The 7,951-nt window shown below is 34.7% G+C and carries 9 protein-coding genes; 8 read left to right on the forward strand and 1 reads right to left on the reverse strand.

The genetic code is table 11. The features are described from left to right. Nucleotides 1–189 precede the first annotated feature (189 nt). Nucleotides 190–330, forward strand: a complete 141-nt coding sequence (locus tag PQ474_RS25250) for a hypothetical protein (protein ID WP_273848341.1) — start codon at nucleotides 190–192, stop codon at nucleotides 328–330. A 201-nt stretch (nucleotides 331–531) separates the two neighbouring features. Further along, on the forward strand, nucleotides 532–735 hold the full coding sequence (locus PQ474_RS25255) for an alpha/beta-type small acid-soluble spore protein (protein ID WP_227938081.1): 204 nt from the start codon (nucleotides 532–534) through the stop codon (nucleotides 733–735). Nucleotides 736–842: 107 nt separating this feature from the next. Here the strand turns inward: PQ474_RS25255 and PQ474_RS25260 are convergent, their stop codons facing one another. Next, nucleotides 843–1,268, reverse strand: a complete 426-nt coding sequence (locus tag PQ474_RS25260) for a CBS domain-containing protein (protein WP_273848342.1) — start codon at nucleotides 1,266–1,268, stop codon at nucleotides 843–845. Nucleotides 1,269–1,375: 107 nt separating this feature from the next. On the opposite strand from PQ474_RS25260, the gene PQ474_RS25265 reads away from it, so the two are divergent. The 6 genes from PQ474_RS25265 (at nucleotide 1,376) to PQ474_RS25290 (ending at nucleotide 7,893) form a co-directional block, all read left to right on the forward strand. Continuing rightward, complete coding sequence (locus PQ474_RS25265; protein ID WP_273848343.1) at nucleotides 1,376–2,557, forward strand: alanyl-tRNA editing protein; 1,182 nt, start codon at nucleotides 1,376–1,378, stop codon at nucleotides 2,555–2,557. Nucleotides 2,558–2,624: 67 nt separating this feature from the next. Further along, entirely contained in the window at nucleotides 2,625–3,320 is a 696-nt protein-coding gene (gene pssA / locus PQ474_RS25270; RefSeq protein WP_273848348.1) for a CDP-diacylglycerol--serine O-phosphatidyltransferase, read from the forward strand. 275 nt (nucleotides 3,321–3,595) lie between these two features. Next, entirely contained in the window at nucleotides 3,596–3,904 is a 309-nt protein-coding gene (locus PQ474_RS25275) for a hypothetical protein (protein ID WP_273848344.1), read from the forward strand. 576 nt (nucleotides 3,905–4,480) lie between these two features. Beyond that, nucleotides 4,481–5,833 carry a multi antimicrobial extrusion protein MatE gene (locus tag PQ474_RS25280; RefSeq protein ID WP_273848345.1) on the forward strand — a complete coding sequence of 451 codons (1,353 nt, stop codon included), beginning with the start codon at nucleotides 4,481–4,483 and terminating at the stop codon, nucleotides 5,831–5,833. A 124-nt stretch (nucleotides 5,834–5,957) separates the two neighbouring features. Further along, nucleotides 5,958–7,013, forward strand: a complete 1,056-nt coding sequence (locus PQ474_RS25285) for a DUF3900 domain-containing protein (protein ID WP_273848346.1) — start codon at nucleotides 5,958–5,960, stop codon at nucleotides 7,011–7,013. Between the two features lie 607 nt (nucleotides 7,014–7,620). After that, nucleotides 7,621–7,893, forward strand: coding sequence for a hypothetical protein (locus PQ474_RS25290; protein WP_273848347.1), 273 nt, complete (start codon nucleotides 7,621–7,623; stop codon nucleotides 7,891–7,893). Nucleotides 7,894–7,951: the final 58 nt, after the last annotated feature.

Below are 7,951 nucleotides of genomic sequence, written 5' to 3' on the forward strand. Positions count from 1 at the left end.
TATTTACCTTTTTGGCTCTAAACAAGAAAAATTATAAAACTGAAAATTCAGTCATTATTTATGCAACACTAGTGATTATATATGAATTTTGAAAATTAGTGATCACATTCATTACCATAAATTGCATAAAAAAACGGAATGGTTTTAATAGGTTCGGTAATAATAATCTTGGCAAGGAGGTGACCACAAATGGCTAAACGTAACAAAAATAATAACAACAACAATAACAACAACAATGCTGAAAATGCAAATGTAGAATTTGCAAGCGAAAATGATGCGCAAGATTTAAACAACCGTAACAACCGTAAAAATCGCAAAAACAATAAATAAAATACGAAATTTACAGGTTTACACATAAGTAGCGACTGCTTCTATTTCTTGAAGTAGACAAGTAAGACCCTAGTTAAGCTAGGGTCTTATTTTAATGTTTATTTAGAGGTAATAGTTATCTCATTTACCAGCCATTTCATTACATAAGAAAGCCTCTCTTACACACGATAGTAATACATTCCTAAAGTGAGGTGATACAGAATGGCTAATAACAACAGCAGCAATAAGCTTCTAGTACCAGGAGTAGAACAAGCTCTTGATCAAATGAAGTATGAGATTGCGCAAGAGTTTGGAGTTCGTTTAGGTTCTGATGAAACAGCTCGCTCAAACGGCTCTGTAGGTGGAGAAATAACTAAGCGTCTAGTTCAACAAGCAGAACAACAATTTAGTGGTTTAAATAAATAATAATGGATTAAGCAGCTTGTATGTCAAGCTGCTTTTCTTTTGGTGTTTTCTGGAAATGTTTAAAATAAAGGTCCCATCCTAAAGAATGGGACCAAGTACTCATACTTTTAACTATGGTTGCTTTCTGAGATTTCAGAGAGAGCTTCACCAGCTTCATTTTCATAAATATTTTCTACTGCTAAATCACCAATCGCAACCATTCCAACAATTTGGCCATTTTCAACTACAGGTAAACGGCGAATTTGATGCTGAGCCATCATATTAGCTGCTTCATGTGGATCTGTAGAAGGAGACGCAACAGTTAGGTTTGTTGACATGCATTCTTCAACAGCGGCATGCGTATCTTGTCCACTAGCAGTCGAACGAAGCGTAATATCACGGTCGGTAATAATACCTACTAGTTCTCCGTTTTTCACAACTGGGATAGATCCAATGTCATGATCTTTCATTAATGTAGCAGCCTCTTGAATAGATTGGTCAGAATTAATCGTAATGATCTCTTTTGACATAATGTCGCCAATGTTTTGTGTCATTATAAACACTCCTTTCAAGAAGAGTATCTCTTAAGACTCCATATTTATTCATTCTACATTTAATGCTACTATGTACATAGTCAATTTTTTTAGAAAGGGACAGGTACATGAAAGAACAGTTATTTTACTTAGATCCTTATATAAAGGAGTTCACCGCAACAATTGAAAAGCATGAGCAGACGACAGATGGTAAATGGTATATAGTATTAGATCAAACTGCCTTTTATCCTACGGGTGGAGGTCAGCCACACGATGAGGGTTTTATAGAAAATGAATTTGTAGTGGATGTACAACAAGTTGATGGAGAGATCCGACATTATCTTAACCACAACCTTCAGTTGAAAGAGAAACAAGTAAAAGCTAGCATTAACTGGGAGCGACGATTTGATCATATGCAGCAGCACGCAGGGCAACATATCCTTTCCGCAGCATTTACAGAATTGTTTGGTTTTGAGACCGTTAGTTTTCATTTAGGAAAGAGCATTTTAACAATTGATCTTGCGGTCGCTGAAATATCTTCTCAGCAAGTTTCCGCAGCTGAAGAGCGGGCAAACCAAATGATCCTCCATAATCACAAGATTGATACTAAATGGCTTTCATTAGATGAAGCCGAGAGTTATCCACTTCGAAAGCAACCTTCAGTGTTGGATCAGGTTCGTCTTGTTATTATTCCTAATATTGATTATAATCCGTGTGGCGGAACTCATCCAAAAACAACTGGTGAAGTTAGAGCGATTAAAATTTTAGGTTGGGAGCAACAAAAAGGAAATGTCCGAATGCAGTTCATTTGTGGCAACCGTGTGATCACTCAGTTGGCTCAAAAACATGAAGTGATGACTAAATTAACCGAATTAGTCAATGCACCAGAACAAGAGGTATGTAAAGCGGTTAGAAGGCTTCTTGAAAGTGAGAAAAATCTAGAGAAAAAATTAGAACAAACGGAAGAAAAACTGCTTACATATGAGGCAAGAGAATGGTTAGAAAACGGGTCAGCTATAAGGAAAATTTTTATCAATCGACCTTTAAAAGAATTACAAAAGCTTGCAAAACTGCTTGTTTCATTCTCATCAGAGGTCAATGTCTTCTTAGTGGCTCAGAACAATAATCAAATTCAAATTGTAGGTGCGAAAGGCAAAGAATCCACCGTTGAAGTAAAGAAGATTTTTACGGAGATGTTGCCACTCATAAATGGTAAAGGTGGAGGAAGTGAATTCTTTGTCCAAGGTGGAGGAGAGGCTATCCTATCAGGTGAAGAGTTTTTAGAGAAAATCAAGAACTTTAACAGTTGATATAGATATACACTGAACGTAGTAGAAGTTTAGATTGTATATAAAATTGAAAGGAATTGTTGACACTGTGCGATTTACTAAAAGTATTCCGAATATGTTTACTCTAGGCAATTTGTTTTGTGGATTTTTATCAATTGGATATGCAGCAAACGGTTCATATAAAAATGCAGCCATTTTGATATTAATCGGAATGATGTTAGATAGTATGGACGGTAGGTTAGCGAGAATGCTCAAAGCCGATAGTGCATTAGGAAAGGAACTAGATTCATTAGCAGATATTGTTACGTTTGGTGTGGCTCCTTCATTTCTAGTGTATTATACATATTTTTATCAATTTGGATTAATCGGTTTAATGATTGCAGGACTTTTTCCTTTGTTTGGGGCTTATCGTTTAGCTAGGTTTAATATAAGTTCGAGCAAAGGTTCACAAAATTATTTTGTCGGGGTTCCGATCACGGCTGCAGGAGGAATATTGGCGTTAATTACGCTATTTGGAGAACTGATTCCAAACATTGTTACAACTGTTTTATTTACATCGTTAAGTTTTTTGATGGTAAGTAAAGTGAGAATTCCAAGTTTGAAAGACGTTCCTTTACCGAAGTATGGTACCATTATAACTATTTTTCTTGGTGCTTCGTTATACATCGTTTTTAAGGGGACTTATGGTTCATTTCCATACTTGATTTATATCGCGACCCCACTTTATATTGCCTTTTTGGCCTATCGATTTGTAAAAGGGAAAAGCAGAAGAAATTTAAATTAAATGGGAAAGCTTAAATGGATATTAACTCATTTAAGCTTTTCTTTTTTTATAGAAGAAAATTATGGCAACGATTGTAGAGAGAGTGTGCCATTCCTGATAATATTTTCATTACCGGTTTTAGCATCCTTCCTTCTTGGAATGATTTCTGGCTTTTCTAAGTCTTCCTCTTAGCGGTTCGTTCAGTGTAGTCGTTAATGTAAGAACGCGATCACTTTTGTGATATTTATTCCGTACTTGTACACACTATAAAAAAACAAGAATGGGAGTGGATTAAAGTGGTTTTCAACGATACAGGTAATAACGCAAATGGCGGAAGTTCTTTTCCTTTTTTTGGACTCTCTAATTTTGATTCCAAAACACTGAAAGAAACTCATGACACTTATGATATTTATGTTAATAATGAATTTGTAGGTAAAAAAATTTTACTTACACAGTCAGAAAACGTTAATGATGTCATTGGATTTTTAAAAAAACAAGGTATACAGGATGTAACTGCAACAGTGAATGGGGATCATTATGTTATTCAATCTGATGACTTAGAGCATGTAAAACAAGTTCTCGAGAGATATCTTCAAAATGATTGAAAAGGGAAAGGGTTGCAGACACAGCAAACGAATGGCGGATCCTTAAGGCAGGCTAGTGGGTTCCATATTGGGAGGGAAAACGTAAAAAGACAATTAAGTAACATTCCATATTATATTTAGTAAGAAAAGTTCGGATAGCTAATATATAAGGTTATCCGAGCGTATATAGTGCTTACTTTTCTTTTTCAATCACCTATTAAGGATGCTTATAAGTATGTTATAGGAACAAACGTTAATATAATTACGTGTAATCCTTTTTTAAGACTCTGCTTGCAATAGCTTCTAAAAACAAAGTATGCTTTTGCATTTGTTGGATTCATTATCAAGGTTTTGAATATTAAAGATATAAATAATTACTCTTATCAGATATAAGATTAGTTCACTTGGTGTATAATGAATTAAAGTGTGTATAATAAATCTTATTTGAATAAGACTATGCGTCATTAAGTTCGATGTAAAGTGACATCAAGATTTACGATTTAGCTGGTAGAAGGTGGCTTACGAATAACAACGTTGTTAATTAAGCGTTAGTTATAAAACAGATATCACTTATATCTATATTAGAAGGAGGGGGAAATGGACGAACCTATTGAAAACACATTAACAACTAGAAAAATTCTATTATTCTTTGTTCCTTTGGGCTTATCGGCAATCTTAGTCACATTATCACACATGATAATCAATGGAACATTGACAAGAGCGGAGAACGCAGAGGTTATCATTGCTAGTTATGTAATTGCGATGAGTTTGTTTTCAATTATAGAACGTTTAGGTGTATTACTTCGTAACGCCTGTTCGGCGCTAGTGCGCGATAAAGTATCCTTTAAGGCCATGTCACTCGTTGCTATTTATGTTGTATCTATTTTAATGGTCATATCTACTCTTATTGCATATACGCCTATTGGGTGGTGGATTTTTTCTACTATATTTGGGGCAGATCCATCAATGATTGATCAAATTGTAGATGTCTATCAAATTCTTATTATCGTCACTCTTTTTTCGGCAATCCGCTGTTTATTTCAAGGAGTTATTATACTGAATAGGCAAACTAAATGGTTAACAATTGGAATGATCATTCGTTTAATAGCGATGTATGCACTATCATTGTTTTTTATTCACACTGGATATATTAATGCGAAAACAGGTGCTTATATTTTCTTAGCAGGGATGATGGTAGAAAGTCTTGTTAGTTTAATTGAAGGTCGTATCCTAGTGGGTAAGATGGTTGATAAAGACATAGATCATCCGATCACGAACAAATCTCAAATATTTCGTTTTTACAATCCATTAATTTTGTCGTCACTCATAATAGTAATGGTGGGACCAGTAATTAATATCTTTTTAGGAAAGACTGCTGAACTGGAGTTAGCGATTGCCTCTTATGCGATAGCTTTAAGCATTACTCAGTTATTCTTAAGTTTCTTCAGCTACACCCATCAAATTGTGCTTACGTTTTATAAAGACCATGCTCAGAAAGTCAGGGTATTTACGTTAATGATTGGGTTTATTCCTACTATTATTTTAGCAATCTTTTGTTTTAGTCCAATTGGGAGCTTATTCATTGAATATGTTCTAGGAGCTAATGATAGGTTAGTAGAGGCTAGTATACAAAGCTTGAAGGTTTTTATGCTGATGACATTGGTATTTCCCTTTATTGATTTTTGTAATGGTTTGCTCATGTTAAGAAGTGAAACAAAAGTAATGGTCTTTTCTCAATCAGCCAATTTAATGATCACGTTTATTATTGTAGCAACTGTTACTAGTCAAGCACCAGCTTGGAATGGAGTAATAGGTGCATTGGCACAATCTTCAGGGATGATAGCAGAACTTACGGTTTTATTATTTATTTTAAATAAAGGTAAGCAAAATCTTAATCGACTCAGTCGTACCCCGCTTCAAAAGAAAAAAGGCATGAATCAATCTTTATAGAGAAGAGACACAATCGATTAATTGTGTCTCTTCCTGTGTTTTTCTAATGACTTCGATGGTATAATACGAAAGTTATTTTAAATCTGAGAAATTGAAGATAGTTAAGAAAAAAGGTGATGAAAATATGGATTTTGTTATACAGTACTTATCTTTTTTTGTAATTCAAGTGGATGGTCAGGGAGACCAAGCTGATAAAACATATAAGCATTATCAAACATTAGATGAAATGATGTATGATAATAGTGCGCTTAAAGATTTTTTAGATGGAGAGTTAATGAAAGTAGCCAAACGGAAAGTAGAACGTAACCCAAAATCAGAACAAGTACCAACTAAAATTGGTCGTTTTATTGTAGAACCGGGGTATGACTTAGATACTAATCCCAATTACAATATGTTCAATCGCATTCGTACTGCAGGGTCCTCAGAAGAGTTCAAAAGAAATAGTGAAGAACTTGTACGAGCTTATATGGACACGAGTGCGATTCGTGGTGGAGCGGTATTGGTATTACGAGCTAAGTTTAACAAATATTTTGATGATCCATTTGTCTTTGTTTTAAAATGTGATTTCGAACAAAAAGTAGCGACAATTACAGATGAAAAAACCATGATACGTCAGGTTGAGAGAGCCATCACAACTAAGAACATGAAGTCGATTCAATACCCCTACATGCCAGAAGAGGGGATGGTGGAGGAGTGGGAGCTGAAAATTCATCAATCCTCCCATGCAAGGTACTTCGAAGACTTCTTGAAGTTCGTTGAGTACCATCAATCCATGCCTGAAATTGTGAAAACGCAGGTAATCCAAATGGCCCAGCAGCATATTGCAGAAACCTATCAAGAAGAGAGTCCTGAACGTCAGCAAGAAGAAGAGTATATTGAGGCTTGGTCAAACACGCCAGTCAGGGAAATGCAGGAGAAGTGGACACCAGAGCAGGTGGTTGAAGCTTCTGCACCAATTATCGAGCATCAGCCAGAAATTCCACTAAAGCTAAAGCTTGACCATATCGATGTGAAGGCAATGCTTTCTGATTTTGGTGAATCGCTTCATATTGCGAAGGTAAACGGGAGATATGTGATTGTGATTGAAGGGGATGCGTTTACGTTTGAGAAGGGCGTTTCGCCGGTGGAGTTTTTGAAGCCTGAGCCATTAGATGAGGTTTTGAAGAAGATTGGGAGGTAGGAAGAATTTGAAATTTATTAACTGAAAAGGCACTGTTACAGTGTTTTTAATGTAATAGTGACCCGTAAGTGACCCGTTTAAAGTAATAAAAATTAATTGTTCTTATAGGCATGTAAATAGACTTCCAAGAAACACTTACTCTTAGTAGGTGTTTTTTATATTATTTCTCCGAAAAGATTTAATGTTCTTATGGAATATAAAAGGGATATCTCGATGAGTTATATTTTTTTTATTTTTTTAATATTAAATTGTTTCTTAAAGGTGTTGATAAGGAAGAACCTGAAGGACTTACATTTGGACATAAATTCCCAGAGGAATCAAGGGATTTAGATGAATTATTTGATAGATTCCTAGCAGACGCACCAGACTATTTTATTAAAGAAGGAAAAACTATATTAATTCCACCAAGATAGCTGAATACAAAGAAGTATTATTACGTGAACCTAGGCAGGAACAAGGAGTATTTGCAATATACCATGCAGTTGATTTATTAACTCCTGAAATTTTCCCCTTTGAAATAATCGATTACGATACTCATGCAGGAATTGACGTACTTGAAAGATTAAAAAATTCTGGAGTTGACCTTGAGCGTTCAACGTTGAGGTATGTGGAATTTAAACAACAATTAAAGGAAAACTTTAATCATTCTTTTAATAGATTATATGGAATTGTATGTTGGAAATTAAATATAAAAAATGATGAAATAGTAAAAGATATTTTTGGTAATGCCAGAAAATTAAAATGTGTTCCCAAATCAAGTAATCACTCTTATACTCAATATTTCTTAGAAGATGAAAGAAACCCACATAGAATAGAAATATTGGTTCTTGAAGAATTTCTTTTAGAAAAGTTAGGAATAGTATTTGAATCAATTTCATAAAGCCTATCTCATGAATCATACAAGAATCCAATTTTCATTTTATTGATTTTAAAAATGG

Source organism: Halalkalibacter alkalisediminis, from assembly GCF_028610705.1.
Classification (GTDB): domain Bacteria; phylum Bacillota; class Bacilli; order Bacillales; family Bacillaceae_D; genus Halalkalibacter; species Halalkalibacter alkalisediminis.